Raw genomic sequence first — 26,513 nt, 5'->3', positions numbered from 1 at the left:
AGGAGGATGATTCGCGCGATGAAGCGTAGATTGGCCAGGGAAATCGCGTTGCAAAGTTTGTACCATATCGAGATGAACGACGTATCGCCGGAGGTGGCGATCGAGACCGTTCTTGAGGAAGCCCGCAGCGACAATGAAGCCGAGTTGGCCGTCGGCGACGGGGAGGTCGCGGGTACGCCTTATTTGGCGGACCTGGTGAAAGGGACTACCAAGCATAAAGAGCGGATCGATGAGACGCTTAGTGTTTATTTGACCGGCTGGAAAGTGGACAGACTGTCCAAAGTGGACCGGCAAATTTTGCGGCTCGCGGCTTATGAAATGCTGTTCGGCACCGAAGTTCCGCCGAAAGTCGTCGTTAACGAAGCGATCGAGCTGGCGAAACGGTTCGGATCCGACGAGTCGGGCAAGTTCGTCAACGGCGTGCTCGGCAAGCTGATCAAGGAACTGGATGCGATCAAGATCGGCTATGAAACGACTTGAGTTTAGAACAGGAACCAGGAGGGGGAACGATCGTGTCCGAGCATATTATTAACGGGAAACAATTGGTGAGCGACATTCGCGGCCAAATCAAGGAACAGGTCGACGTACTGGCGGCTGAAGGCTTTCGCCCCGGCCTCGCGGTCATACTGGTAGGAGAAGATCCGGCATCCGCCGTATACGTGCGCAATAAAGCGAAGGCGTGCGAACAGGTCGGCATTTATTCCGAGGTGCATCGTCTGCCTGCGGAAACATCGCAATCGGAGCTGCTCGAGCTGGTGGACAAGCTCAACCGTTCGACCGACATTCACGGCATTCTCGTGCAGCTTCCGCTGCCGAACCATATTTCCGAGGACGCGGTCATCGATGCGATCGCCGTCGAGAAGGACGTGGACGGCTTCCATCCGATTAATGTGGGCAATCTGTCCATCGGCAAGCCGAGCCTGCTTCCTTGCACGCCGGCCGGTGTAATCGAGATCATCAAACGGACGGGCAAGGTTATATCCGGCAAAAAAGCGGTTGTCATCGGACGCAGCAACATTGTGGGCAAACCGGTGTCGATGCTGCTACTGCGTGAAAACGCGACCGTGACGATCTGTCATTCGCGTACGGAAAATATGAAGGAGCTGTGCCGCGAAGCGGATATTCTCGTAGTCGCGATCGGCAAGCCGAAGTTCGTGACCAGAGAGTTCGTCAAGCCGGGAGCGGTCGTAATCGATGTCGGCATCAACCGTCTGGAGGACGGCAAGCTTGCAGGCGACGTCGATTTCGACGATGTCGTCGATATTGCCGGGCCGATCACTCCGGTACCGGGCGTCGTAGGACCGATGACGATTACGATGCTGCTGCAAAATACGGTGCAGGCCGCCAGCGCGCTGCGCAAGTAAGCGAAGCGGGATGTGACGACAATGGCGATGCATAATCCGGAAAAGGTGCTGTCCGTCAAAGATTTGACGCGATATATCAAAATGAAGCTCGAAGGGGATCCGGTGCTTCAGGATGTATGGGTAAGAGGGGAACTATCCAATTTCACGCATCATTCGAGCGGGCATATGTATTTTACGCTTAAAGATGCGGACAGCCGGGTCAAATGCATCATGTTCGCCTCCAACAACCAGCGGCTAAGCTTTATTCCGCGCGACGGCTCCAAAGTAATCGCGAGAGGCAATATATCCGTCTTCGAGAGGGACGGACAGTATCAAATGTACGTCACTCATATGCAGCAGGACGGGATCGGCAATCTGTACCTCGCGTTCGAGCAATTAAAGAAGAAGCTTGGCGAGGAAGGACTGTTCTCACCCGAGAGGAAAAGGCCGATTCCGAAATTTCCGCGGACGGTAGGCGTCGTCACTTCTCCTACAGGTGCAGCGGTCCGGGATATCGTAACGACGCTGCAGCGCCGTTATCCGACCGCCGCCATCCTGCTGTTCCCCGTACTGGTGCAAGGCGCTCAAGCGGCGCCTAGTATCGCGCGGGCTATAGAGGCGATGAATAGGCACGGCGAGGCGGACGTGCTGATCGTCGGGCGCGGCGGAGGATCGCTGGAGGAGCTGTGGGCGTTCAACGAGGAGATGGTCGCCCGGAGCATGTTCCGTTCGGCCATCCCGGTCATTTCGGCTGTCGGGCACGAGACGGACTTTACGATCGCCGATTTCGTGGCCGACCTTCGTGCGGCTACGCCTACGGCTGCGGCGGAGCTGGCCGTCCCGCATCATTTGGAGCTGAAGCAGCATCTCGTTCACTTGTCTCAGCGGCTGGTCAAAGGATTGTCGGCCCAAGTTTCCGTCAAGAAGGAGCGACTTAGCCGCTTGCGCAGATCTCCGGTACTGACTCAGCCTCAAAGACAGCTGCAGGAGCCGGCGCAGCGGCTCGACCGTCTGCGGGAACAGCTCTTGTACCGTCTGCGGCAGCGCGTCGCCGCTTCCAAGGAAACGGCCATGAAGCTGGAGCGCAAGCTGTCGGCCCATAATCCGAAGCAGCAGCTCGACTTTGCTAAGAAACGTGTCGAGGTCGCCAGGCACCAGTTGATCCAGTCGATGCAATCGATAAGTAAAGAATCGCGTCACCGCTGGACGGTGCAGCTGCGCCAGCTTGACGCGCTCAGCCCGCTTAAGGTCATGCAGCGGGGATATAGTCTGGCATACGACGAGCAGCAGAAGCGGATCATCAAGTCGATCAGTCAAGTTCAGCCAGGCGATATGATCCGGATCCGGCTCGCGGACGGGAAGCTCGATTGTCATGTATGGGGAATGGAGGAGAGCGGCAATGAGTAACGCGGGGAAAGAAAACGAGGTCGGCTTCGAGGAAGCGATGGACAAGCTGGAGCAGATCGTATCCAAGCTCGAGCACGGCGATGTCCCGCTCGAGAAAGCGATCGAGCTGTTCCAGGAAGGAATGGCGCTGTCGCATCTGTGCGGCCAAAAGCTCGAGCAGGTCGAGCGGAAAATCGAAACGCTGCTGGAGGAAAACGGAAATTTCGTGAAAAAGCCGTTCCAACCGGCTTCGGAATAAAGGGAGAATGCATTCATGTCTGATCCGTCCTTTACGGACTATATAAAGGGTTATGCGGAACGAATCGAGCGGGAGCTTACCGGCAGCTTGCCCGCCGACTGGCAGGTACCGTCCGTGCTGCGCGAATCGATGGCCTACTCGCTCATGGCCGGAGGGAAGCGAATGAGGCCCATCATGGTAATCGCCGCCGCGGAAGCTTGCAACGGCTCGGTCGAAGCCGCGCTTCCGATCGCGTGCGCGGTCGAGATGGTACATACTTATTCGCTGATCCATGACGACTTGCCGGCGCTCGACAATGACGATTACCGCCGGGGACGTCTTACGAACCATAAAGTGTACGGCGAAGCGACCGCCATCTTGGCTGGAGACGCCCTTCTGACGCACGCTTTTTTTGCCGCGGCCCGGACAGCCCGCCAATACGGGATTCCTTCCGACAGGGTGCTCGCCGTGATCGAGGATTTGTCCGTCTATGCGGGTCCTCGGGGAATGGTCGGCGGTCAAGTGGCCGACATGCAGGGCGAGCAAGGAATGACCCGGCTTGAAGAGCTGGAATATATTCATCTGCACAAAACGAGCGATCTGATCGTATTCTCGCTGAAAGCCGGAGGCCGGATCGGGGGCGCAACGGAGTATCAGCTGCAGGCGCTCGAGACGTTCGGTACGAATATCGGGCTTGCCTTCCAAATCCAGGACGATATTCTGGATGTCGTGGGCGACGCCGGCAAGCTGGGCAAAGCCGTACGCAGCGACGAGAAAATGCAGAAGGTCACCTATCCGTACTTCATCGGATTGGACGCCTCGCGTCGGAAGGTGGAGGAGTTGACCGCTATTGGCAAGGACGCTATCGTACGGGCCGAGCTGCCCAAGCCGGAAAGGCTGCTCCAGCTAGCCGACTATTTGATGAAGCGTGACCATTAATAGGCGTAAAATGGCGGTGCGCATCGGCGTTTCCGCCCGCTTTGCGTTCTCGTCCGCCGGGTTTCGACAACTCCATTGAGCGTTAATTCGCGGATATGGTATACTATTGGATATGAAATCACAATTCCATACGCATGGCGCGCCTAAGTCGAACGGAAAGCGAGGGCACTAATGTGCTTCTAAATCAAATTAATAGCCCGGCCGACCTGAAAAAGCTGAGCGTTTCCCAGTTGGAGACGCTGGCCGAAGAAATACGGGGCTTTCTCATTGAAAAACTATCGAAAACCGGCGGTCATCTCGCCCCCAATCTCGGGGTGGTCGAGCTGACGCTGGCGTTACATTACCTATTCGACAGCCCGAAGGACAAGTTCATCTTCGACGTCGGTCACCAATCTTACGTTCACAAAATTTTGACAGGCCGCAAAGACCGGTTCGACACGCTTCGCAAATACAAAGGATTGTGCGGCTTCGTGAAAATGTCCGAGAGCGAGCACGACGTTTGGGAAGCCGGACATAGCAGCACATCGTTGTCCGCCGCGATGGGGATGGCGATCGCCCGGGATTTGAAAGGCGAGAAAAACAAGATCGTGGCGGTGATCGGAGACGGAGCTTTGACGGGAGGCATGGCGCTTGAAGCGATGAACCATATCGGTCACGAGCGCAAAAATATGACCGTCATCCTGAACGACAACGAAATGTCGATCGCGCCGAATGTCGGCGCCTTGCACAACTATTTGAACAAAATCCGCACCGACAAGCATTACACCAAAGTGAAAGAGGAATTCGAGCATTTGCTCAAAAAAATACCGGCGATAGGCGGTACGCTCGCCAAAACGGCGGAGCGGCTGAAGGACAGCCTCAAATATTTGGTCGTCTCCGGCGTATGGTTCGAGGAGCTCGGCTTCAAATATTTCGGTCCGGTCGACGGACATAACTTGACCCAGCTGTTCGAGACGTTCAAGCAAGCCGAGAAGGTGAACGGTCCGGTCCTTATTCACGTCATTACGGTGAAGGGGAAAGGATATTCGCCCGCGGAAGCGGATTCCCATGCTTGGCACGGCGGCGGTCCCTACAAGATCGAATCGGGGCAGTTCGTCAAGGTCGTCGGCCCGCCGATGTATACCGACGTATTCGGCAACACGCTGATCGAGCTTGCGGAACAGGACGATCGGATTATGGCGATTACACCCGCGATGCCGAAAGGATCGGGGCTCGAGAAATTCGCCGACAAATTCCCCGGGCGGATGATTGACGTAGGCATCGCCGAGCAGCATGCGGCTACTTTGTGCGCAGCGCTGTCTCTCGAAGGAATGAAGCCCGTATTCGCCGTCTATTCGACGTTCATGCAGCGCGCTTATGACCAGATCATTCACGATATTTGCCGGCAAAATACGAATGTCGTCTTCGCGATCGACCGGGCAGGCTTCGTCGGCGCCGACGGGGAGACGCACCAAGGCGTTTACGACATCGCCTTCATGCGCAGCATCCCGAACATGGTGCTGATGATGCCGAAGGACGAGAATGAATTGCGGCATATGATGAAGACGGCGATCGACTACAACAACGGTCCGATTGCGGTCCGTTACCCGAGATTGAACGGTGTCGGCGTGAAGATGGACGATCAATTGCAGCCGATCCCGATCGGTACGTGGGAAACGGTGCGAGAAGGCGAGAAGTTCGCGATACTCGCGACCGGCGCTCCGATGCTGGAGCTTGCGGCAAGCGCCGCCGAGCTTCTCAAGAGCGAAGGAATCAATCCTCGCATAGTCAACGCCCGCTTCCTGAAGCCGCTGGACGAGAACATGCTGGTCAGCCTTTACGAAGACGGGTACCATATTGTGACCCTCGAAGAAGGCGCCGCATTGGGCGGCTTCGGAAGTGCGGTGCTGGAATTTTACGCCGAGCGCGGCATTTACGGGATGAAGATTAAGCCAATCGGCATTCCGGACTATTTCGTCGAGCACGGCAGTCCGAAGGAACAGCGCCAGGAAGTAGGCTTGACGCCGGAGCGGATCGTGACGGAATTGAAAGCGATGCTGCCCCGCAAGCGGCAAGCGGCCGGCTTAAAGTCGAGGTAGGAGCGTCAACCAACATGTCTTCGAATAAAGAGAGGCTTGACCTCCTATTGGTCGAGCAAGCGTATTATGACAGCAGGGAGAAGGCGAAGGCCGCCATTATGGCCGGACTCGTATTTGTTGACGAAGAGCGGATCGACAAAGCGGGGACGAAGGTTTCCCGCGAATCACGAATAAGTGTCAAAGGTGCCGTTCATCCGTACGTGAGCCGTGGCGGCTTGAAGCTGGAGAAAGCGATCCGCACCTTTGGAATCGATTTGAACGGAGCCGTCATGATCGACATCGGAGCTTCGACCGGCGGATTTACCGACTGTGCGCTTCAGAACGGGGCATCTTTCGTCTATGCGGTAGACGTCGGCTACAATCAGCTGGATTGGAGCCTGCGCAACGACCCGCGCGTATGCGTGATGGAGCGGACGAATTTTCGGTACACGCAGCCCGGCGACCTGCAAGGCCCGGTACCGACTTTCGCCTCGATCGACGTCTCGTTTATATCGCTAAAGCTAATCTTGCCGCCTCTCCGCTCGCTGCTTGACGCCGAAGGGCAAGTCGTGGCGCTGATCAAGCCGCAGTTCGAAGCGGGCAGGGAAAAGGTCGGCAAATCCGGTGTCGTCCGGGACCCGGAGGTTCATCTGGACGTACTCCGTACCATATTGAACTTCGCCTTGGAGACCGGCTTCGGCATCAAAGGACTAACGTATTCCCCGATTACGGGCGGGGAAGGTAACATCGAATTTCTTGTTTTGCTCGCGATGAACCCGAGCGACCCCGGTGCTTTGTCGGAGCCTGCACGCCATCAACTTATCCAAGATACGGTGGCTGCCGCATCCGGCGCGTTTTAGCTAATCATAAGAACCGCATGCATCCGAAACTCATCGAAACCGATGAGTTTTTTGCTTGTTGGCGAAAGGATTTTCCGTCTGCCTCTAGAATGTTTCAACATGGAGGGATGGCGATGCGTTCCGGTGACACGTTTGTCGTACTGCTGCTGATCGTAGTCGCATTGGTATGGTTTTACGCACGGGGGCGGCTGTGGTACCATAAACCGAGACCATCGTTTGCGATTCCGCGGCAGGATGAAATATTCGTACCGTCCGAAGAGGCGGTCCTTTTGTTGAATGCGCAAGGGTACGAAATCGTCGCCGGCAAGACGAAGCTCCCCGTTACGGTCACATTGGACGAGCAGGAGATGGAGAGCCGTTTGTTCGTCGACGCCTTTGTGCTCAAGGACAACGAGCTATTTATCGTGAAGCTGGCCAAGGAGCGGCAGCCGCTTGAAATGAGCGCAAGCGCAATCCGCGAACGGTTGCTCGTCTACAGCTTGCTGTATCCGGAAGCGGCCGGAGTGCTTTATGTCGATTTGACGATCCGCACCATACGCAAAATTACATTCGATATCGAACGGGAATAAAGGGAGGTTCTGCATGAAAGCCCAGCGTCACTTTAAGATCAGGGAAATTATTACGACAAAAGAAATCGAAACGCAGGACGTACTCGTGGAAGAAATGCGGGGAGCCGGGTTTCATGTAACACAAGCCACGATTTCCCGCGACATTAAAGAAATGCATCTGATAAAAGTGCCGCTCGAAGACGGCCGGTACAAATATTCGATGCCGGCGGAGCAGAAGTTGAATCCGCTGCCAAGACTCAAGAGGGCGTTAGCCGATCATTTCGTGCATATCGATTACACGGATAATCTGGTTGTCATGAAATGCATGCCCGGTACGGCGAATACGCTCGGATCGTTGATCGACAGTCTGGAATGGAGTGAAATTATGGGGACGATATGCGGCGATGATACGATCTTGATCATTTGCCGTACGAAGAAGCAAAGTGCCGATGTCGTCAAGCGATTTCTGGAGATGCTCGGATAAAGCACGCATACCGGCGGGAGGGGTAAATCATGATTACGGAGTTAACGATTCGCAACTTGGCTGTTATTGAGCATATAACCGTTTCGTTCCGGAACGGTTTTTCGGTATTGACCGGGGAAACGGGTGCGGGGAAATCGATTATCATCGACGCGCTCAGTCTGATCGCCGGAGGGCGCGGATCGGCGGAGCTGGTTCGTTACGGCTGCGAGAAGGCGGAGATCGAAGCGCAGTTCGATATCCAGCAAGGGCATCCGGTATACGAGGTGCTGGCCAAGATCGGCATCGATACGGCTGCCGATGAGCATCTGATCATTCGCCGGGAAGTGACCGCACAAGGGAAAAGCACGAGCCGGATCAACGGCCAGCTTGTCAATATGACGATGCTCCGCGAAGTGGGCGAATGGCTCGTCAACATCCACGGTCAGCATGAGCACCAGTCGCTGATGAAAACCGAAGCCCATCTGCATTGGCTCGATTTGTTCGATTCGGAGCGGATTGTTCCCGTGCGTTCGCAGTACGAGCAGTCGTATGACCGGTATTCTGCGCTTAGAAAAGAACTGCGTCATCTGGAGGAATCGAGCAAGCAAGCGCTGCAGATGGCGGACTTGTACCGGTTCCAAATCGAGGAAATCGGGGCGGCTAAGTTAAAAATCGGGGAAGATGAATCGTTATTGGAAGAAAAGCGCAAACTATCTAATGCGGAGAAGCTGTTTCAGAACGTGGCGGACTCATACGACGTTTTATACGGCTCCAAAGGGTTAACGGCGATTGCGAAGGCGGTTCAGAAAGTCGGCGATGTGGCGGGTGTCGATTCGGCGGTGCTGAATCCTCTGCTCGAGCAGATGCAGTCGGCTTATTACCAATTGGAGGATGCGGCATTCCAGCTGCGCGATTACCGTGACGGAATCGAGTTCAATCCGGCAAGGCTCGAGGAAATCGAAGACCGGCTTAGTCTAATCGCAACGCTTCGGCGCAAATACGGCGATGATGTAGGGGAAATGATCGCTTACGCCGAGCGGATTCAGCAGGAGCTTCTGCTAATCGAGAATAAAGATGAAACGATCAAGCGGATCGAGCGGGATACCGAACGCGAGAAGGAAATATTGCTTACCGTCGGATCGAAGCTGTCGAAGCTGCGGCAAGATGCGGCCAAACAATTGGCCGGCGGCATTGAGGCCGAGCTGAAGGCTCTACATATGGAACGGACCCGTTTCGACGTCAGTTTTCGCAGGTACGACGACTTGGATGCCGGGGATTCGGTCTATTTGTCGCGAAACGGATTGGACGAAGCCGAATTTCTCATTTCGCCCAATCCGGGCGAACCGCTGCGGCCTTTGGCGAAAATCGCCTCGGGTGGTGAAATGTCGCGTATTATGCTGGCGATGAAATCGATTTTTGCCCGCGTGGATCGGATACCGGTGCTCGTTTTCGACGAAGTCGACACGGGCGTAAGCGGTCGTGCGGCACAGGCGATCGCCGAGAAAATGTCCGAGCTGTCGCGTTATTGCCAAGTGTTCTCGATCACGCATTTGCCGCAGGTCGCTTGTATGGCCGACTCGCATTATTTGATCCAGAAGACGGTTCAAGGGGATCGGACGTTCACCTCGGTTGAGGATGTGCGCGATGTCGACCGGGTACGGGAGCTGGCCCGGATGCTTGGCGGAGTAGAAGTGACGGAAACGACGATGAATCACGCCCGGGAGATGATCGCACTGGCGGATGAAAAGAAAATGAACACCAATGCATGAATATAACCGCAAACGGTGGCATCATTTTCAGTTATAAAACAGTTGGGGCACGGTTACCTTATAGGTACGCGAACGGCGAAACCGCCCAGTCAGGCAGCTAAGCGTAAAGGAGCGTGACCCGAGTTGACCACCGGCAAAAGAAAAAGATTGATGGGTCTTATTCTCGTCTTCTTCGTTTGTTTAGGTTGTATTTCCACTCCTTTTCAAAGCTTCGCATCATTTCCTAACGAGTTAAGATTATTTACGGGTCAAGGCAAGGAGCTTCATTTGTCGATGCCCGTGCATGCGCAAGTGACGGTCGATCCGAACGTCGTCAAGGTGAATGGCAATTCCCGGCATTCGTTTCAAGTCGATCTGAACAAGCCGATCTCATTGGAATCGGCGCAAAGCGGCGAAACGGAGCTGCAGCTTCGGCTGTTCGGCAAAATTCCGTTAAAGACGGTCAAAGTGAACGTAATGCCCGATCTGAAAGTGATTCCCGGCGGACAAACGATCGGCGTCAAAATCAAGTCGGACGGCATCATGATCGTGGGTCACCACCTCGTAACCATAGCCGACAACAAGAAAGTGTCTCCCGGCGAAGAAGCCAAGCTGCAAGTAGGGGATTTGATCAAGGAAATCGACGGAACGTATATTAACGACGTGTCGAAGGTGGCGGATATCGTCAAGAAAGCGGGAGAGCAATCCAAATCGCTCGCGCTCAAAATACGCCGCAACGATCAAGACATCCGTGCGGAAATCAAGCCGGCCTACGACACGTTCGATAAAGCGTACCGACTCGGCCTTTACATCCGCGATTCCGCCGCCGGCGTAGGAACGCTGACGTTTTATGCGCCCGATCAAGGCGTATATGGAGCATTAGGTCACGTCATTACGGACATGGATACTCAAACGCCGATATCTGTCGGGGAAGGTCAAATCGTCCACTCCAACGTAACCTCGATCGCGAAAAGCCAGAACGGCGAACCGGGAGAAAAGCGGGCCAACTTTTTCAACGAAAGCAAAGTGCTCGGCAATATCGAGAAAAACACGGCATTCGGCATTTTCGGCAAAATGTTCGCTTCACCCGAACATAGCCTAAGCAAGGAAGCTATTCCAGTCGCCTTCGCCGAGGAAGTCAAAGAAGGTCCGGCGCAAATATACACCGTCGTTTCGGGGCAAAAAGTGGAGAAATTCGATATCGAGGTTACCCATGTGTCCAAGCAGGAGTTCCCGGCAACGAAAGGAATGGTCATCAAAATTACCGATCCCCGCCTGCTTGAAAAGACGGGAGGCATCGTTCAAGGGATGAGCGGAAGCCCGATTATCCAGAACGGTAAAATGATCGGCGCGGTAACACACGTCTTCGTAAACGATCCGACATCCGGGTACGGCTGCTTTATCGAGTGGATGCTTCAGGACGCGGGCGTCGTCATTAACCCGAATGCGCAAAAAAATCTTAAGGCCGGATAAGGGCCTTAAGATTTTCATTTTTTGTCGATTCTTACGAGAAAATAAGGGAAAATTTTATTATAGATGATTTTCTAAAAAAATAAAAGAAAAAACTTTTTCGACAGAAGGAAAATGATCGGCCTTGTCGAAAATATTTTAATAGTGGAACTAAACCATCACATTTTACAACAATTGAAGGAGGATATGATGTTGCAAAAGATCGAAGTGTTATTGGCCGATGACAACCGGGAATTTACTAACCTGCTTTCCGAATTTATCTCCGAGCAAGACGATATGGTGGTGGCCGGCGTCGCATACAACGGTAACGAAGTGCTGTCATATATCGAGCACAACAATAAAGCGCCGGACGTACTCATTCTCGATATCATCATGCCGCATCTCGACGGACTCGGCGTTCTGGAGAAGCTCCGTGAGATGAATTTGAATCCGCAGCCCAAGATCATTATGCTTACTGCATTCGGTCAAGAGAACATCACCCAGAAAGCGGTTCAATTGGGCGCCTCCTATTACATATTAAAACCTTTCGATATGGAAATTTTGACGAACCGGATCCGGCAGCTCGTGACGAATACGAGCCCGATGACGTCTCACGTCTCGTCGAAGCCGAACGTCGTTCCGATCACGAAGGGCCGCAATCTCGACGCGAACATTACGAGCATCATTCATGAGATCGGGGTTCCCGCGCACATTAAAGGATACCAGTATTTGCGCGAAGCGATCACGATGGTGTACAACAACATCGAAATACTCGGAGCCATTACGAAAACGCTCTATCCGGCCATTGCCGATAAATACAAAACGACCCCGAGCCGTGTCGAGCGCGCTATCCGCCACGCGATCGAAGTCGCCTGGACGCGCGGCAACATCGACAGCATCAGCCACTTGTTCGGCTATACGATTAATATTAGCAAATCGAAGCCGACAAATAGCGAGTTTATCGCGATGGTGGCGGACAAGCTGCGGATTGAGCATAAAGTGTCGTGAAAGGGTAAGGAGTAAGGATTACGTTCTCATCAGTAATCCAAGCTGACAATCTTGCTTCGTAGCCGACTAACGGTTCTCATCTCGCCCGATAAATCTTATTGATTTATTGGGCTTTTATGTTTGCAGTTATTTAAATTTAATGATTAATCTAATAAGGAGAGATGAAAAATGATCGAGTTTGAACGCCTCCATCATGTAAGCATAGCGGTCAGAGACTTGGAACGAGCAAGAAGATTCTACTCGGAAGTACTCCGCTTTCAAGAAATCGAACGGCCGCCATTTAAGTCCAAAGGAATCTGGTATGCGGTCGGGAATCATCAACTTCATTTATTGGAACATCCGAATGGCGAAACTTTACGTAACGGTGAGATAGATTCCGTAGACGGACATTTTGCAATCTGGGTTAAAAGCTATAAAACCACGATTGAATGGCTTGAAAAAGCAGGTGTATCTTATGAAGCGAGACCGCATAGCGTTGCGGGGTTTGCCCAGATCTACATTCTTGATTTGGACAAAAATATAATCGAATTTGATGTCGCATACGATTCATAGATTGCTATAAAAGACACTTTCATTTCCTCCGGAAACTAACCGGAGCCCGTCCCCAATATTGGCTGTATACGCGCGAGAAATGGCTCGCATCCTGAAACCCACTCAAGGAGGCGGCCTCATATACTTTCATGCCGGATTCGAGCAGCGCTTTGGACCGTTCCATTCGCTGCTGAAGCACATAATCGGAGAAAGGGAGGCCGATCTCCTTCTTGAACAAGCGGCTCAAATAGACGGGATGAATGCCGGACCGGTCTGCGAGCTCCTGCAGCGACAGCTTCTTGTGCAGCTCCCGCTGCACGTGGGCGACGGTCTCGCGAATGATCGGGTGCCGGACGGACTCGACCGTCCTTTTCGCCGCTGCTATGACTTCCCCGGCCAATTTTCTCAAGAGCGCCAGTCCTTGTTCCGCAGTTTGCGTATCCGCATAGGAAAGCGGGTTGGCCAGATCCGCGCCGAATCCGTCGCCCAAGCTCCACCCGCGCCGTTCAGCGTGGCGGACGAGAAGCAGGCAGCCGTCCAGCAGGTGGACACGCCAATTGTCGACGGACGAGGAGGCTGCTTCCAATTTACGGCTCCACCAAACGTTCAAAGCAGCTTCGACTTCGGCAAGGACACAAGTGTCGAGTGCGATGTGGAGCCATTGCGTAAAGTCGTCCCGCGATTGTTCCGCCGCTGACTTTGCTCGTGACGGCAGTCCAGGGTTCTCTATACTATGAGCATCCTGTTGTTCCTGCTCCATGGAGCGCAGGGAAAGTTCGATCAACACCGGCTCGAGCTCCGACGCCGGTTCTTCGGCATACACCCGGACCGTATTTGCCAGGCGATCGTATTTCCAACCGGCTTGAGGATTTCTTCTAACGGAGGAAGGCGTTTGTTCCGGGCACCGCTGCCCATTGAGACGGATGGCCGCCGGTTTGTTTCCGAGATGCACGATCACTTCGTAGCTGCGATGCTCCGGCATTCCTTCGTATGTTCCTCTCCGCCGCCATATGCGTACCATGATCCGATCTTCGGCCTCATCGCAATGCATGCGTGTTTGGGCGGTGAATCCTTCTTCGTATCGGAACGATACGCCGTCATCTTCATACATTACAGTTTCGCTGGATTCATTCGGGTAAACGTGGAGCGTAATTCGTTCCGCGCCGGTCGGATCGATGTAGTCCATATCCGGTCTCATTGGAATGATCGCTCCGGCTTTGACGAACAGTGGCCCTCCCGCATGCTCCGGAATCCGGTAGGCGATTGTAGCAGGTCCTTCATGACGTTCGCCCGTCCAATAATCGATCCAGCAGCCCGCCGGCAGGTAGACACGATCGGTAAAGACGGCCACGAGCAAATAATCGCCAAGCATATATTGATCGCACAAAGCCCTGCACTGTTCGTCATCGGGAAACGAGAGCGGCATAGCCCGGGCGATCGGCATACCCGTAAGCGCCGCCGTATGTGCGGCGGAATACAAATAAGGCAGCAGCCGGTAGCGCAGACGGGCGTACATGCGGAATAAGCCGCGCTGTTTTTCTTCGAGAAAACAGGGGTGACGGAAATGTCTCCCGGAGTTATTTTGCGACCAAGGCATGAGAAACCCGGCATGGATCCCTTCCGGCTCGTCTACATGCATATGAATCGCCGTATGCGCGTGGCCGGATAAGCCCGAATTCAGCGCGGAAATGACAGCCGTCGACCGTAAGCCGTACTTTCCGCATTCGGTAGCGGTAAATTGCTGCATGCCCGTATAACCGACAACCGTATGAATCATCGGCCTTTTTCCGGTCTGTTTGCGGTAGCCTTCCTGCATTTGCTTGCCGAGCAATATGGGGTACAAATTATGAAGCTCGTTATCCGACATGCCGTTCGCCCAGCTCCGGTCCGGATGCGGAACGGTTTGAGCGGCACTCGGGATTTTGAAAGCGTCGACACCTTCGTCCACGAACGTACGCAATTGGTCGAACCACGCTCGTTCCGTTTCATCGCCGACAGCGGGCAATTCACTGCCTGCGAGCCGTTCCTCATAGGCGGACAGATCATAGTCGCATGCAATCATAAGGCTGAGCTTGAAGCCGTGGCGATGCAGCGTATCGATGAAGGCGGACGATTCATGACGGTTGGACGATATGACGAAGCGCCGGAAGTCCCATGTTCTGTTTCCGGAATCGTCGTGATCCGCGGCCATCCAACCGTCGGACAAACCGATCAGATCGCACGGAATGCCTTCTTGACGAAACTTCAGCGCGTCCTCCACGATTTGCCGCCCGCCGGCCTCTACACTGCAAAAATAGTGCAGGCCGTAGGCCCAGATCGGCAGCAGGCGCGGTTTGCCGGCTATATCGGTATACCGGTTCATCAGCTCGGCATAACCGTTTCCGTGAAACAGATAAAAATCCAGCTCGCCTTCCGGTCCGTCGATGCAAATCCGCCCGCTATCGCCGCTGCCGATGTCGATGGAATGTTTCCACGAAGTATTCATCAGAACCGCCCACCCGCGGCTGCTCATGACGAACGGAATCGGCGAATGAAAGTTGGTTCCGGATACCCACATATCCACCTTCTGACCTGTCCGTTCGATCCCATCGGGCGCAACGTCGCCCAAACCGTATATCGCTTCCCCGGAAAGCATGGCGAAGCCGATGCTGAAGCCGTCTGCGCCCATGGAACGCGGCGGCATCTCGGTGCGAACGCACTCTCTTCCATTGTGGGCATTCCACCGGAAATGCCCGCTCTGCCGATCGATAAGAAGCTCCGCGGTATCGGTTCGGACCGCAATCGTTATCCCGTCATGTTCCGTCGTATAGGGACACCGCTTGTCGGGATGTCGCACTACCCCGTAACGGATCAGTGCCGGTTCCGGAAACAATCCGGTTTCGTTAAGCCTGATCCGGAACGTGTGAGGGGCGACCGGGCTGACGCACATCCAGCCGCCTTGCTCCAATTCGAACTGAAATCCGCTCATTTGCCGGTTCATCGATCCACCCCCGTTTACATCATCATATCACGCCAGTACTAAGGTGGATATAGTTAATAGGTTATGAATCATCATGAAACGATTAATAATTGGTTGTCGATAGCAATGAAAATGTCATCCCGGTTACGTATACGGCACCGCCCCTTTTTGATAATCTGTAGTACGAAAGCATCAATCCGTTCGACGGGAGCGAGAGGAGACAAAGGCACATGTCCTATCGGTTTGCGATTATCGGATGCCGGCACGGGCACATTCAGAGCTTTATCAAAGACATGCTGGACAAGGGGCATACTTGCGCCGGAATATACGATGCCGAGGATTGGAAGCTGGCCCGGCAATATGCGGAGCGATTTCAGATCCCGCTGGTTGAGCGCATGGAAGAGCTGCTGACGCCATCGGTGCATATCGTCGGATCGTCGGCGGTCAATAACGAGAAGATCGACCTGATCGAAGCGTGCGAGCGGGGAGGTCAGCATATTTTGCTAGATAAACCGGCCGTTACGGACCGGTCGGGTCTCCGGCGTCTGGAAGCAGTCGCAGAGCGGGGGAAAATTCAGATCGGTCTGATGCTGCCCAAGCGGTTTTGGGGCTTGCTGACTGCGCTGAAACGGGAAATCGAAGCGGGTGCTATCGGCGGGCTCGTACATATTTATGTAAGCAGTCCCCACAAGCTGGTGCCGACTTCGCGGGATGCTTGGCATTTCTCCAAAGAGCGGAACGGCGGCGTGCTGATCGATCTGCTCATACACGATATGGATCTGCTGCGCTGGCTGACCGGCAAAGAAATCGCAATGACTCAGAGCGTTATGTCCAAAAGCATTTTGCCCGAGTACCCGGATTTTTACGATGCCGCTTCCGTGCAGGTTGTGATGGAAGACGGTACGTCGGCGCAGCTGTATGCGGACTGGCATACCCCGGCAAACAACAAGGACGGGCGATTTAGCCGTATCGTTATTACAGGAACGGAAGGATATGCCGAATATGGAGTCGTCTACGACGCCGATGAAGGGAAAGACAAGACGTACGTCCGTATCACGCGCGGAGACGGGCCGGATCAGTACGGCACTCTCTTGAAACCGGATGCGGCGATCGCATCGGCCGTCAGCGATTTCCTGGATCGGGTGGAAGGCAAGCCGGGACAGTTTAAGCACCGGGACATTATTGCCGCGAGCCGGGCGACAATCGAGGCGGACGAGCAGGCAATCATTCGAAACCGTTTCGCTTAAACCTACAGGGAGGGGACAAAAGCATATGAACAAGAAAAAGGATAAATCGAACGTAGGAGCCGCCGTCATCGGACTCGGGCGCGGCCGTGCGCATGTGAATGCGCTCCTTCGCGCCGAAGGCGCGGAGCTGATCGCGGTGTGCGACAAAAATAAAGAAGCGGCCGAAGCGTTCGCCGCCCAACACGGCGTGGACGCCTATACGGATTTGGGCGAGCTGCTGAAGCGGGACGATATCGATCTCGTTCACGTCTGTACCCCGAGCGGACTGCATACCGAAATGCTGCTCCAAATCGCCGCAGCGGGTAAGCATGCCATCACGGAGAAACCGCTCGACATTACGCTGGAGCGGATCGATAGCGCGATCGACGCGTTCGCAAGACGCGACCTGCAGCTCGGATGCATATTCCAAATCCGGCTTATGCCGGCCATCCGCGAGATGAAGCAGGCCATCGACGCCGGACGTCTAGGCAAGCTCGTATTGGCCAATGCGCATGTCAAATGGTTCCGGACGCAGGAATATTATGATCAGAACGGCGGCTGGAGAGGGACATGGGCATGGGACGGAGGCGGATCGCTGATGAATCAGGCCGTCCATACGATCGACCTGCTTCAATGGATGATGGGTCCGGTTCAATCCGTAGTCGGCCATACGCAGGTAAGCGCCCACCGGATCGAGACGGAAGATATGGGAGTGGCGCTGGTCAAGTTCGCGAACGGCGCATTCGGTACGATCGTCGGCACGACGGCCGTATATCCGGGCTTCGGCACGTCTCTGGAAATATTCGGCTCGGACGGCGGAATCGCCATGAAGGACAACCTCATTACAGATTGGAAAATACGCGGGGATAACATGGCGGCCGAAGAGGCGGACATGCTGAAAAGATTCGGCGACGGCAAAGGTACGGGCGAAGCGAAAGCCGCGCCTCCGGCCGATACGACATCCGTGCAAATTCAGGATATGATCGATGCCGTACGGTACAACCGTCAGCCGATGATTACCGGCAGAGAAGGACGCGACGCGGTGGAAGTCGTGCTTGCCATTTACGAGTCGGCCCGTACGGGGAAAGAAGTTTTTCTGCCTTTGAAAAAATAATGATTAGAAAAGCCGTTCCCCCAATATGGAGGAACGGCTTTTTTGCTTGAGGTTTGAGATAGGAGGGTGAAGCCTTTCGGCGGGGGATTATTTTACCCTTCCTGCAAATGGTTCGTAATGTTCGCTTTCCCCGATATTTCCTGTATCCAAGAGCTGGCAAGCTCTTGAACTTCATTCGTAATGAGCGTTTCGCGAATATCGTTTTTCTTCTCTTCGTAAGCCGGGATGACCGCCGCTTTCTTGTCGGTTACTTTGATAATATGGAAGCCGTGCTCCGTTTGTACGACGCCGCTCAGCTGCCCTACGGGGAGAGTGAAGGCCGCGTCCTCGAATTCCTTGACCATTGTCCCTTTGGCAAAAAAGTCCAAGTCTCCTCCTTTATCTTTCGAGCCCGGATCGGTTGATTTTTCTTTGGCCAGTTGGGCGAAGTCGGCCCCCGTATTCAACTGGGTCAATATCGCTTCCGACTCCTCTTTGGTCTTAACCAAAATGTGTGACGCCTTCACTTGCTCGGGAGTAGACAGCGTCTCTTTATTTTCGTCATAATATTTCTTCATTTCTTCTTCGGTTACGTTCGTTTTCGGTTCCAGCATTTTGCGCAGCCGGACTTGCATCGGCATTTGCTTCTTTAGATCGTCTTTCGTCATGCCGTACTGCATGAGCATCATTTCGAACTCTTCGTCCGACGAAATGGAGAGCCCTTTCTTGAACGAGTCAAGCTCTTTATTCAGGTCGGCATCCGTTACCTGGATCCCCGCTTTGTCCGCTTCCTGCTTCACAAGCTCTTCTTGAATCAAATTGTTCAATACTTGCGAGCCGCCGTTCTTCATCAATTCGTCGAACAATTGCTTCTTCCCGATATCGACACCGTTCACGGTGGCGACTGCGGTGTCTTTCTCCTCCCCGCCCCGAGTAAAGGCGTATACGGATACTCCGACGAGTATGACGAACAGAATGACGGAAACCCCTATCCACAGTTTGCCCGTATCCTTTGATCTTCTTGATTTCATGCTTGTATGAACCCCTCTCTGACGGATCAGAATGAATAGATGAAAGTCCGTTTTTCCAACTATAACAAATCCACCCGGGCGGAACCTTAATTTCAGATAAAAAAGTTGGGGGATATCTGGAAAAAAGCGGGGATGGTGTCGGGATGAAAGGGTATGACTCGAAAGATGCCCGGGTTATTAGCCGTATTACGTGGAAAGTTGGACGATCGTGTCCGATGTTCACAAAATTTTGAAAAGTGCTTGACAAGAAGTGACAAACACCGACGGATGAATCGTATTATAATGAATTCTAAATACAAACGTTAACAAAAGATCAAATACGAAAGAGGAAGGAAAAAACATGAACGCGGTATTGTTGGAAGAAGCTGAGACGATAGAGCAGCTTCGCGGAGACTTGGTGGCGCTTGCCATGCAGAAAGGCACCTTTGCAGACGACACCGTGCTGGAGATGAGCCAGCAGCTCGACGAATTTTTGGTACAATTCATTAAACTGCAGCAGGAGTGCAAATAAGGAACCGTCACGTAATAAAGTATTGCACGGAGATGCCCTTTTCATCTCATGAATGGGTCAGGGGTATCGGTTACAGGGTAGGTAATTGCGTGACAGTTCCTAAGTGCTCGTTACATACAGGTAAGTTACCGGGTAACGGCCCGGCCCATCCCTCCGCTTAACGAAAGCGGAGGGTTTTTTTCCGTGCGCATGACGACCGGCCATTTTGACCAAACTATTCATAATCGAAAACGCATCAGTGGCGGAGGGACCGGGATGGGAGTAAAAAGCGCGAGGCCGATATCCGATATCGAGGGCACCATACGTTCCGATAACAATACGAAGCGGCTGCTCCGTTCCATCCGGAAGGGCGAGATCGCCTTGATCCGGCATGCCGATCTGGACGAACCTGCTGCGGAAGGGCTGCTGCTGGCCGGTGTAAAAGCGGTAGTAAATGCGGCCAGGACGATGACCGGCAAGTTCCCGCACGAAGGCCCCTTATGTTTGCTGCGTTCGGGTGTTCCCGTATTCGAGATCGAAGATGAGTGTTTCGAAGCCGTCCGCGACGGGTCAATGGTGACGCTCAGCGAAGGAATGCTCGCAGTCGGGCCAATTGCGATCCCTTGCCGGTCGTTCGGCTGGGAAGAGATGATCGAGGCAAACCGTTTGGCCGAGTGGAGCTTTGGGCGCACGGTGATCGGCTTCGCCGAAAATACGCTTCATTATGCGAATAAAGAGCTGGATATGCTGCTCAAGCCGCTGGACCTTCCGCCGCTCGGTAGGAAGATCAAAATGAATCACGTTCTTATCGTTTCCCGGGGCAAAGGCTATAAGGAAGACTTGGCCGCCCTGAGATTTTACATAAACGAAGTGAAGCCCGTAATGGTAGGGGTCGACGGAGGAGCCGACGCCTTGACCGCTCAAGGCTATCGGCCGGATTTCATTATCGGCGACATGGACAGCGTATCGGATGAGACGCTTCATATCGCTGCTCAACTGCTCGTACACGCTTACGTGGATGGCCGGGCTCCGGGGCTCGAGCGGATACGGCGTCTGGGGCTTAGCTGCGATACCGTCGCGGCTCCGGGAACAAGCGAAGACGTCGCGATGCGGATCGCGTTCGAGCAAGAAGCCGCGAAGATTGTCATCGTCGGCTCTCACAGTCATCCCGTAGATTTTCTGGAAAAGGGCAGGGCGGGGATGTCCAGCACGCTGCTCGTCCGGATGATGGTCGGCCATAAACTGGTCGATGCCAAAGGGGCGAGCTTGTGGATGCAGCCGAAAAAGCCGCTGCTCCATGTCGTGCCGGACTTGCACATATCCAATAAAGAACCTTAACGGAATTACCGCCCTGACTGACGACCGGGGATATGTGGTTATTCCGTTAAAGTTCCTAACTAACCGTTGACAATGCGGAAGGAGGCGCGCGGATGAGCGCAACGGTATCGATCGTCGTACCGGCTTGGAACGAGGAACGATCCATAGGGGCAACCTTGGAGGCTCTTCACCAAATACGGGGCGATTCCGGCAAGCCGATGTGGACCGAACTGATTGTAGTCGATGACGGAAGCAGCGACCGGACGGCGGACGTAGCCGCCCGCTGGGCGACAGTCGTGGTCGAGCATGCGCGAAGGCTCGGCAAAGGCGCGGCACTCCGTACCGGCTGGACGCGTGCGAGCGGCGATATCGTCATGTTCGTCGACGCCGATTTGGAGTGTTCGGCCGTTCATCTGGCCGGTCTGCTGCAGCCGGTACAGAACGGGGATGCCGATATGGCGATCGCCCGTTTCTCCGCTGCCCCTGCAAACGGAGGCTTCGGGATCGTAAAACGGTTTGCCGGCAGAGGCATTTATAAGCTGACGGGACTTCGGTTTGAAGCTCCTTTGTCCGGTCAACGCGCCGTTCGAAGCCAGCTGCTGCGGCAAATCGGCCGATTGCCCGAAGGATTCGGCATAGAAGTCGGATTGACGATAGACGCGGCACGCCTCGGTTTTCGCATTTGCGAAGTCCCTTTGCCGCTCCGGCACAGGGAAACGGGGAAAACGCTTCTAGGCTTTATGCATCGGGGCAATCAATTGATCGCGGTCGGAAAAACGATGCTGTATCGGTGGATGAGGCCTGTCCCATGATTATCGTTTACATCATATGGATAGTTGTTCTTGCTTGCGCGGGAAGTGCGGTTCTTCCCGCGACGCTTCGTTTTCTTAGGCAGCACGGATTGACGGCGGCGAACTATGCCGGGGACAACATCCCCGTCGGATCGGGAGCCGTGCTTGCACTATTGTTCGCTCTGTTACACACGATCGCCGAACTGACGGCCGCGAGCGGGCTTTGGATGGATACGGCTGCCGTTATTCGCGGGAATACAGCGGCGTTTTTGCTCGTATTCGCTGCAGGCTGGATTGACGATTCCATCGGAGACCGGGCCGTAAAAGGCTTCGGCGGACATTGGAGGCAATGGCGGGAAACACGAACGCCTTCGACGGGGGCAATCAAAGCCGGAGTGATCGGAATTGCGGCATTCTGGATCGTCACCCGCTACAGCAGTAATTGGGCGGAAGGACTTCTCGACTGGGTGACGATCGTTCTGGCGGCAAACGCCGTTAATTTGTTGGATGTTAGACCCGGACGGGCGTGGAAGAGCTTCTATCTCGGAGCGGCCATCCTACTGGCCGCGAAACCTGAAGGGGCAAGCATCATCTGGCTTCTGCCCAGTGCCGCCGGGGGGATCGCACTGATGCCGGGTGATTTGCGGGGGAAGCATATGCTCGGTGATTGCGGTTCCAATCTGCTCGGGTTCGCGCTCGGCTGCTCGCTGGCGGTCGCGGCTCCCATATGGCTGCAAGGACCGGCGCTTGCCGTGCTGGCGGCGATGCACCGGACAGCGGAAAAAAGCTCGATCACGGCATGGATCGAGCGGCATAGGTGGGTCCGGTGGCTGGACCGGTTCGGGCGCGTCTAGGACCGGAATGTTGGCGTTGACAGCTGCCAATTCCGGTCTAGGGACCGGAATGTTGACAGAAAGATAACGTCAATTCCGGTCTAGGACCGCTTTTTTTTTGCCCGGAAACGGGGAGCGACATAGTTACGCTTGCGGTCGCGGAAAAAAATCCAGCCGCCGATGAAGGCGACGCCGGCTACGAATAAAACGAAGCCGATCGCCATTTTGCCCCATAATATATGCGGATTCTCGTCTTCCGGTCCGAATTGCGCGAAGAAGGCGTCTTTCATCGCAAGAAAGCCGTAGGTCGCGGCGGCTCCGGGGATAATGAGCAGCAGGATGGCGACGAACCGCTGAAATTTTTCTTTCATGAAGCGGGACCTCTCTTCAGCTCATAGTAGTCATTCTTCTATCTTATCTCGAATCCTATTTGATGTCTAATTCGCTTTTGGTACAATAAAGGCATCGTTTCGAAAGACGGGAGGAACATTTATGTCCAAAACATTCGACCTGGTCGTGCTCGGAGGCGGCATCGGCGGTTATTCCGCGGCTATCCGCGCGGCACAGCTGGGGAAGTCGGTTGCGATCGTCGAGCGGGACAAGCTCGGGGGCACTTGTCTGCACAAGGGCTGCATCCCGAGCAAGGCGCTGCTGAGAAGTGCCGAAGTATATGCCACGATGAAGCGGGCCGACGAATTCGGCGTGATGGCGGGTACGGTATCGTTCGATTTTTCGAAAGCCCAAGCACGAAAAGCGGCAATCGTAGAGCAACTGCACAAAGGTCTGCAATATTTGATGACCAAACATAAAATCGAAATCATCCGCGGGAACGGGCGCATCATCGGGCCTTCGATCTTCTCGCCGAGAAGCGGCTCGGTCGCCGTTGAGCTGGAGGACGGAGATATGGAGACGCTCGTGCCCGCCCAGCTCATCATTGCGACCGGGTCCAGGCCGGGCATGCTGCCGGGCTTGGAGGCGGACGGCCGACGGATTATGACAAGCGACCATGCGCTCGAGATGGAGAGCTTGCCCACATCGATCGTCATCGTCGGCGGAGGCGTCATCGGCGTGGAGTGGGCCACGATGCTGCGGGAGTTCGGCGTCGAGGTGACGATCGTCGAGGCGGAGCGCCGGCTGCTTCCTACCGAAGACGAGGACGTGTCGCGGGAGCTGGAGCGATTGTTCAAGAAACGGGGCATCCGGATCATGACCGGTACGAAGCTGCTCGTCGATTCCGTTGCTAGCGGCGAGGACGGCGTCCGGATGACGGTGGAAACGGCCAAAGGCGAGGAAACGCTGACTGCGGAAACGATGCTCGTGTCGGTCGGACGAGTCGCCAACGCCGATGGAATCGGGCTGGAGAATACGGATGTACGCATCGAGAAAGGCGTTATTAAAGTGAACGAATTTCTGCAAACGACCGAACCGCATATTTATGCCGTCGGCGATGTGAACGGCGGGGTGCAGCTCGCACACGCGGCCGGACATGAAGGAATCGCCGCAGCCGAGCATGCCTCCGGCAAAACGACGCATAGGCATGCCTCGCATCTGGTGCCGCGATGCGTGTATACCCGCCCTGAGGTGGCTTCCGTCGGCTGGACCGAACGTCAGGCGGCCGAACTGGGCTATGAGCTGAAGACGGCCAAGTTCTCGTTTAAGCCGCTCGGCAAAGCGCTCGTTTACGGCGAGAACGACGGGTTCGTAAAAGTGGTAGCCGACGCGAAGACGAATGATCTGCTCGGCGTACATATTATCGGGCCGAATGCGACCGATCTGATCTCGGAAGCGGCCCTTGCCAAACTGCTCGATGCAACGCCTTGGGAAGTAGGCAGCGTCATCCATCCGCACCCTACATTGTCCGAAGCGCTTGGCGAGGCCATGCTGTCGGTGGACGGGCTGTCGATCGGAGGATAAACCGCCAAGGCGGACAAATTCCGTTAAATTGTATTCACGGCCAAAAGCGATTATAATATACTTATAGTGTCAACTCTTAAGACCTGATACTAAAATCACTCCGTCAAGTGGAGTCTTTGCTTCGACGCTAATCCAGATGTTTTACGGGAACCCCGATACTTATCGATCATGATCAAGCAGATTTTTTTGTATTTACTATTCCGGCGAGCGAAGGCGCTCCAGACGCCATATCCGTTCGGCCGATCAGGAGGCTGAAGCCCCATGTCCATCGGTCAATTGACGAAGCATAAGCAACTTGGCCTTTCCGACACGCAAGCGCTCGACATGTACAGGTTCATGCTGCTCGCCCGAAAGTATGACGAACGCGCCCTGCTGCTTCAACGTGCGGGCAAAATCAACTTTCACGTTTCCGGCATCGGACAGGAGGCGGCCCAAGTCGGCGCGGCATTCGCGCTCGACCGGAATCGCGATTATTTTCTGCCCTACTACCGCGACTATGCATTCGTACTCAGCGTCGGCATGACGCCCAAGGAGCTGATGCTTTCGCTGTTCGCCAAAGCGGGTGACCCCAACAGCGGCGGACGGCAAATGCCCGGTCATTTCTCGCATAAGAAGCTTCGGATCGTCACCGGCTCCTCCCCCGTGACTACGCAGGTGCCGCATGCCGTCGGTATCGCGCTCGCCGCGAAAATGAAAGGCGAGTCATTCGTCTCCTTCGTCACGTTCGGCGACGGGTCGAGCAATCAGGGCGATTTCCACGAAGGCTGCAATTTCGCAGGCGTTCATAAGCTGCCCGTCATCTTTATGTGTGAAAACAACCAATATGCGATATCGGTCCCGATTCATCGCCAAGTGGCGGGTTCCATCGCGGACCGTGCGATCGGCTACGGCTTCCCCGGCGTCAAGGTGGACGGCAACGACGTGCTGGAAGTGTTCCGCGTCGTCAAGGAAGCGCGCGAGCGGGCGATGCGCGGCGAAGGGCCGACGTTGATCGAAGCCGTCACGTACAGGCTGTCCCCCCATTCCACTTCCGATAACGATCTGGCTTACCGGACGAAGGAAGAGGTTGATCTGCACCGCGGCAAGGATGCGATCCCGCGCTACAAAGCCTACTTGATCGAGTCCGGAATATGGAGCGAAGAGGAAGACGCGAAGCTGAACGGGCAGTTGACTGCAGAGCTGAAGGAAGCTACCGAGTTCGGCGATAAAGCTCCTTTCCCGGATCCGCAGGACTTGTACACACATGTGTATGCCGAAGAAGAGGGAGTGTAACCGATGCCGGTCGTAAACTATTTGACAGCGATTAGAGAAGCGATGCGGGAAGAGATGGCCCGGGACGACAACGTATTCGTACTGGGAGAAGATGTCGGCTACAAGGGAGGCGTCTTTACCGCGACGAAAGGGCTGATCGAGCAGTTCGGCGAGGAGCGCGTGCTCGACACTCCTCTGGCGGAATCGGCCATAGCGGGAGTCGCCATCGGTGCGGCCATGTACGGAATGCGTCCGATCGCGGAAATGCAGTACTCCGATTTCATGCTGCCCGCCACGAACCAAATTATTAGCGAAGCGGCCAAAATCCGCTACCGTTCCAATAACGACTGGGATTGTCCTGTCGTCATCCGGGCTCCGATCGGCGGCGGCATTTTCGGAGGGCTGTACCATTCCCAATGCACTGAATCGATCTTTTTCGGTACGCCGGGGTTGAAAATCGTCTTTCCTTCGACTCCGTACGATGCGAAAGGGCTGTTGAAGGCGGCTGTACGCGACGCCGACCCGGTGCTGTATTTCGAGCACAAGAAGTGCTACCAGCTTGCCGAAGGCGAAGTGCCCGACGAAGACTACATCGTGCCGATCGGGAAAGCCGACGTGAAGCGCGACGGTACGGATATCACCGTCATCACCTACGGATTGCCCGTCCATTTCGCACTGGAAGCGGCCGGCGAGTTGGCCAAGGAAGGCATCAGCGCGCTCGTGCTCGATTTGCGCACGATCCAGCCGCTCGACAAGGATGCGATTTTGGAATGTGCCGCCAAAACCGGGAAAGTGCTGATCATTCACGAGGACAACAAGACGGGGGGAGTCGGAGCGGAAGTATCGGCCATCGTCGCCGAAGAGCTCCTGTTCGAGCTGGACGCGCCGATCATGAGGCTGTGCAGTCCCGATGTGCCCGCGATGCCCATCAGTCCCGTGCTGGAGAAGCACTATATGCTGAACAAGGACAAAGTGAAGGAAGCTATGCACAATCTGGCCTTGTATTAATACCGGAACGATTAATACGACAAAATCGAC

The 26,513-nt window shown here is 54.8% G+C and carries 25 protein-coding genes; 22 read left to right on the top strand and 3 right to left on the bottom strand.

Annotated features, from left to right (window positions below; all coding sequences use genetic code 11):
- Positions 1 to 18 precede the first annotated feature (18 nt).
- The 13 genes from nusB to FE783_RS06285 all read left to right on the top strand — a co-directional run bounded on the left by nusB (position 19) and on the right by FE783_RS06285 (position 12,591).
- On the top strand, positions 19 to 480 hold the full coding sequence (gene nusB / locus FE783_RS06345) for a transcription antitermination factor NusB (RefSeq protein ID WP_138878507.1): 462 nt from the start codon (positions 19 to 21) through the stop codon (positions 478 to 480).
- A gap of 32 nt (positions 481 to 512) precedes the next feature.
- Entirely contained in the window at positions 513 to 1,364 is an 852-nt protein-coding gene (gene folD / locus FE783_RS06340) for a bifunctional methylenetetrahydrofolate dehydrogenase/methenyltetrahydrofolate cyclohydrolase FolD (protein WP_138878506.1), read from the top strand.
- Positions 1,365 to 1,391: 27 nt separating this feature from the next.
- A complete protein-coding gene (xseA, locus tag FE783_RS06335) occupies positions 1,392 to 2,750 on the top strand; it encodes an exodeoxyribonuclease VII large subunit (protein ID WP_138878760.1) in 1,359 nt (452 codons plus the stop codon).
- The gene (gene xseB, locus FE783_RS06330) at positions 2,743 to 2,988 is read left to right on the top strand and encodes an exodeoxyribonuclease VII small subunit (protein WP_138878505.1); all 246 of its coding nucleotides are present in this window, start codon (positions 2,743 to 2,745) and stop codon (positions 2,986 to 2,988) included. The genes xseA and xseB overlap by 8 nt, the downstream gene beginning before the upstream one ends.
- 15 nt (positions 2,989 to 3,003) lie before the next feature.
- Positions 3,004 to 3,906 carry a polyprenyl synthetase family protein gene (locus FE783_RS06325; protein ID WP_138878504.1) on the top strand — a complete coding sequence of 301 codons (903 nt, stop codon included), beginning with the start codon at positions 3,004 to 3,006 and terminating at the stop codon, positions 3,904 to 3,906.
- Between the two features lie 173 nt (positions 3,907 to 4,079).
- Positions 4,080 to 5,984, top strand: coding sequence for a 1-deoxy-D-xylulose-5-phosphate synthase (gene dxs / locus FE783_RS06320; RefSeq protein ID WP_138878503.1), 1,905 nt, complete (start codon positions 4,080 to 4,082; stop codon positions 5,982 to 5,984).
- 14 nt (positions 5,985 to 5,998) lie between these two features.
- Complete coding sequence (locus FE783_RS06315) at positions 5,999 to 6,823, top strand: TlyA family RNA methyltransferase (protein WP_138878502.1); 825 nt, start codon at positions 5,999 to 6,001, stop codon at positions 6,821 to 6,823.
- 113 nt (positions 6,824 to 6,936) lie between these two features.
- Positions 6,937 to 7,392: a hypothetical protein gene (locus FE783_RS06310; protein WP_138878501.1), complete on the top strand. Its 456-nt coding sequence runs from the start codon at positions 6,937 to 6,939 to the stop codon at positions 7,390 to 7,392.
- A 13-nt stretch (positions 7,393 to 7,405) separates the two neighbouring features.
- On the top strand, positions 7,406 to 7,855 hold the full coding sequence (ahrC, locus tag FE783_RS06305; RefSeq protein ID WP_138878500.1) for a transcriptional regulator AhrC/ArgR: 450 nt from the start codon (positions 7,406 to 7,408) through the stop codon (positions 7,853 to 7,855).
- Between the two features lie 29 nt (positions 7,856 to 7,884).
- Positions 7,885 to 9,603 carry a DNA repair protein RecN gene (gene recN, locus FE783_RS06300; protein ID WP_138878499.1) on the top strand — a complete coding sequence of 573 codons (1,719 nt, stop codon included), beginning with the start codon at positions 7,885 to 7,887 and terminating at the stop codon, positions 9,601 to 9,603.
- Between the two features lie 123 nt (positions 9,604 to 9,726).
- Positions 9,727 to 11,055, top strand: coding sequence for a SpoIVB peptidase (spoIVB, locus tag FE783_RS06295; protein ID WP_420799714.1), 1,329 nt, complete (start codon positions 9,727 to 9,729; stop codon positions 11,053 to 11,055).
- Positions 11,056 to 11,244: 189 nt separating this feature from the next.
- Positions 11,245 to 12,039, top strand: coding sequence for a sporulation transcription factor Spo0A (spo0A, locus tag FE783_RS06290; protein WP_138878758.1), 795 nt, complete (start codon positions 11,245 to 11,247; stop codon positions 12,037 to 12,039).
- Between the two features lie 168 nt (positions 12,040 to 12,207).
- Positions 12,208 to 12,591, top strand: coding sequence for a VOC family protein (locus FE783_RS06285; protein ID WP_138878498.1), 384 nt, complete (start codon positions 12,208 to 12,210; stop codon positions 12,589 to 12,591).
- Positions 12,592 to 12,610: 19 nt separating this feature from the next.
- On the opposite strand, the gene FE783_RS06280 is transcribed toward FE783_RS06285, so the two are convergent.
- Positions 12,611 to 15,550 (bottom strand): TIM-barrel domain-containing protein, encoded by a 2,940-nt coding sequence (locus FE783_RS06280; RefSeq protein ID WP_138878497.1) that lies wholly within the window; start codon positions 15,548 to 15,550, stop codon positions 12,611 to 12,613.
- 209 nt (positions 15,551 to 15,759) lie between these two features.
- On the opposite strand from FE783_RS06280, the gene FE783_RS06275 reads away from it, so the two are divergent.
- Positions 15,760 to 16,776, top strand: coding sequence for a Gfo/Idh/MocA family protein (locus FE783_RS06275; protein WP_138878496.1), 1,017 nt, complete (start codon positions 15,760 to 15,762; stop codon positions 16,774 to 16,776).
- A 25-nt stretch (positions 16,777 to 16,801) separates the two neighbouring features.
- Positions 16,802 to 17,869, top strand: coding sequence for a Gfo/Idh/MocA family protein (locus FE783_RS06270; protein WP_158301645.1), 1,068 nt, complete (start codon positions 16,802 to 16,804; stop codon positions 17,867 to 17,869).
- 92 nt (positions 17,870 to 17,961) lie between these two features.
- Here the strand turns inward: FE783_RS06270 and FE783_RS06265 are convergent, their stop codons facing one another.
- The gene (locus FE783_RS06265) at positions 17,962 to 18,879 is read right to left on the bottom strand and encodes a foldase protein PrsA (RefSeq protein ID WP_138878494.1); all 918 of its coding nucleotides are present in this window, start codon (positions 18,877 to 18,879) and stop codon (positions 17,962 to 17,964) included.
- A 340-nt stretch (positions 18,880 to 19,219) separates the two neighbouring features.
- Between FE783_RS06265 and FE783_RS06260 the strand changes: the two genes are divergently transcribed.
- From FE783_RS06260 to FE783_RS06245, 4 genes are all read left to right on the top strand, one after another.
- A complete protein-coding gene (locus tag FE783_RS06260; RefSeq protein WP_138878493.1) occupies positions 19,220 to 19,390 on the top strand; it encodes an aspartyl-phosphate phosphatase Spo0E family protein in 171 nt (56 codons plus the stop codon).
- Positions 19,391 to 19,645: 255 nt separating this feature from the next.
- Positions 19,646 to 20,707, top strand: a complete 1,062-nt coding sequence (steA, locus tag FE783_RS06255) for a putative cytokinetic ring protein SteA (RefSeq protein WP_138878492.1) — start codon at positions 19,646 to 19,648, stop codon at positions 20,705 to 20,707.
- A 92-nt stretch (positions 20,708 to 20,799) separates the two neighbouring features.
- A complete protein-coding gene (locus FE783_RS06250; RefSeq protein ID WP_138878491.1) occupies positions 20,800 to 21,498 on the top strand; it encodes a glycosyltransferase family 2 protein in 699 nt (232 codons plus the stop codon).
- A complete protein-coding gene (locus FE783_RS06245) occupies positions 21,495 to 22,331 on the top strand; it encodes a hypothetical protein (RefSeq protein WP_138878490.1) in 837 nt (278 codons plus the stop codon). Before FE783_RS06250 ends, FE783_RS06245 begins: the two co-directional genes overlap by 4 nt.
- Before the next feature lie 80 nt (positions 22,332 to 22,411).
- Here the strand turns inward: FE783_RS06245 and FE783_RS06240 are convergent, their stop codons facing one another.
- The gene (locus FE783_RS06240; protein ID WP_138878489.1) at positions 22,412 to 22,681 is read right to left on the bottom strand and encodes a DUF2627 domain-containing protein; all 270 of its coding nucleotides are present in this window, start codon (positions 22,679 to 22,681) and stop codon (positions 22,412 to 22,414) included.
- Between the two features lie 121 nt (positions 22,682 to 22,802).
- Here FE783_RS06240 and lpdA point away from each other — a divergent pair, with 121 nt between their 5' ends.
- From lpdA to FE783_RS06225, 3 genes are all read left to right on the top strand, one after another.
- Positions 22,803 to 24,224: a dihydrolipoyl dehydrogenase gene (gene lpdA / locus FE783_RS06235; RefSeq protein ID WP_138878488.1), complete on the top strand. Its 1,422-nt coding sequence runs from the start codon at positions 22,803 to 22,805 to the stop codon at positions 24,222 to 24,224.
- A 261-nt stretch (positions 24,225 to 24,485) separates the two neighbouring features.
- Positions 24,486 to 25,496, top strand: a complete 1,011-nt coding sequence (locus FE783_RS06230; protein WP_138878487.1) for a thiamine pyrophosphate-dependent dehydrogenase E1 component subunit alpha — start codon at positions 24,486 to 24,488, stop codon at positions 25,494 to 25,496.
- 3 nt (positions 25,497 to 25,499) lie between these two features.
- Positions 25,500 to 26,483, top strand: coding sequence for an alpha-ketoacid dehydrogenase subunit beta (locus FE783_RS06225; RefSeq protein ID WP_138878486.1), 984 nt, complete (start codon positions 25,500 to 25,502; stop codon positions 26,481 to 26,483).
- Positions 26,484 to 26,513 lie beyond the last annotated feature (30 nt).

This window comes from Paenibacillus mesophilus, from assembly GCF_005938385.1.
Classification (GTDB): Bacteria; Bacillota; Bacilli; order Paenibacillales; family NBRC-103111; genus Paenibacillus_AB; species Paenibacillus_AB mesophilus.
This window is presented reverse-complemented; position numbering and strand designations above follow the sequence as displayed.